Below are 1225 nucleotides of genomic sequence, written 5' to 3'. Positions count from 1 at the left end.
GCAATTCTTCTTCGTGTTGCCTTATTTTTATGTATTTTCTTGGCATAACAATGCCCCCCTTTGATAGTTTTTATTATACCATAGGAGGACGATTTTTTCTATTGTCCGTTTTTACTGGACCTGTTCAATCGAAGATAGGATGTTTTGTATTTTGACATGGAAGAAGCAAACGAGTATATACGAATGAAGCCATCTGGAATGGAGGAGTATAGATGGAGATTAAGCAGATTCCAGAATCTGGTCGGTATTAATTTTCCTTAGATGGTACAGCATTGGGCTCTATGAGGTATACTTTTGGCTTTTTATGTTATAAAGCTGAATTTTCTTTTCAAGAAAGAACGTACAGTTTGATTCAAAAAAACCAATTAAGTAAATTGATCAATGTCTTGCCGGTACTGAATATTTTTGAATTCACGCGCTATATGTTTTATGAAGAGGATGTCTTAGTTGGTACTACAAAAGCAAGAAGCAATGCACATGAATTGTTTTATCAAAATAGGGTTATCAAATTAGAATACAAAAAGCGATCCCTAACTGTTCGTGATGAAAATGATACTATCATTGGAACTATTATAAAAAAACCTAAAGTAGAGATGGAGGTATCCATTTATGAAGTTCAATGCGAACGGATGAGCATAGAACTTTTACTTGCTTTTTTCTTGAGTGTTTGTACTGTGTTTAGAGGAGGTAATTTTTTGGCTTTTACCCGGTATGAATTATGGTAGAGAGCATGACAGATAACCCTGGAGAACTTTTTTTGCCTTTTATTTGCGCTGTAGTGCTGCGGCGAAGGGATTTCGAAGAAAAGATAGTGTAAAGTAAAAGTGCTTGCATTTCTTGTCAGCATAATGATAATTTGTATAATCATTGTAGTCATGATGAAGAAATGAACTTTTACCGCAAGCAGAGCAAAAATGATATTTATGATGGCTATCGGATTTTTGATAAGACGAAGCAATTGATGGTTACAAATTTGGCATTGATACTTTTGATTACCGAAATTATTTTTGCCAAATTTATAATGTGAATGAGAGTTGCACCGAGGACAACTGTGTGGTATCATTTTGTCCATGAGATCTTGATCTCCTTTCTCTGATTGGTTTTGTAAAGTTAAAATGAAAAAATAGCATAATGATTTCACAAAATTCCGCCGATTTTTGCCAAATAGCTTTTAAATGCTCGACTGAAATTTGTCAAGGGTAAAATAAACGTGCTAAAGCACGCC

Annotated in this window: 2 protein-coding genes; one reads left to right on the top strand and one right to left on the bottom strand. The window is 34.4% G+C overall.

The genetic code is table 11. From position 1 onward, the window contains the following. Positions 1-281: 281 nt before the first annotated feature. A complete protein-coding gene (locus INF28_RS12740; RefSeq protein ID WP_226393826.1) occupies positions 282-725 on the top strand; it encodes a hypothetical protein in 444 nt (147 codons plus the stop codon). On the opposite strand, the gene INF28_RS13165 is transcribed toward INF28_RS12740, so the two are convergent. Continuing rightward, positions 617-1063: an IS1/IS1595 family N-terminal zinc-binding domain-containing protein gene (locus tag INF28_RS13165; RefSeq protein ID WP_450100405.1), complete on the bottom strand. Its 447-nt coding sequence runs from the start codon at positions 1061-1063 to the stop codon at positions 617-619. The two genes, INF28_RS12740 and INF28_RS13165, sit on opposite strands and share 109 nt — an antisense overlap. Positions 1064-1225: the final 162 nt, after the last annotated feature.

The organism is Ructibacterium gallinarum, assembly GCF_014982785.1.
GTDB classification, from domain to species: Bacteria; Bacillota; Clostridia; order Monoglobales; family Monoglobaceae; genus Ructibacterium; species Ructibacterium gallinarum.
The sequence above is the reverse complement of the archived record's forward strand: the minus strand, read 5'-3'. Positions and strand labels throughout refer to the sequence as shown.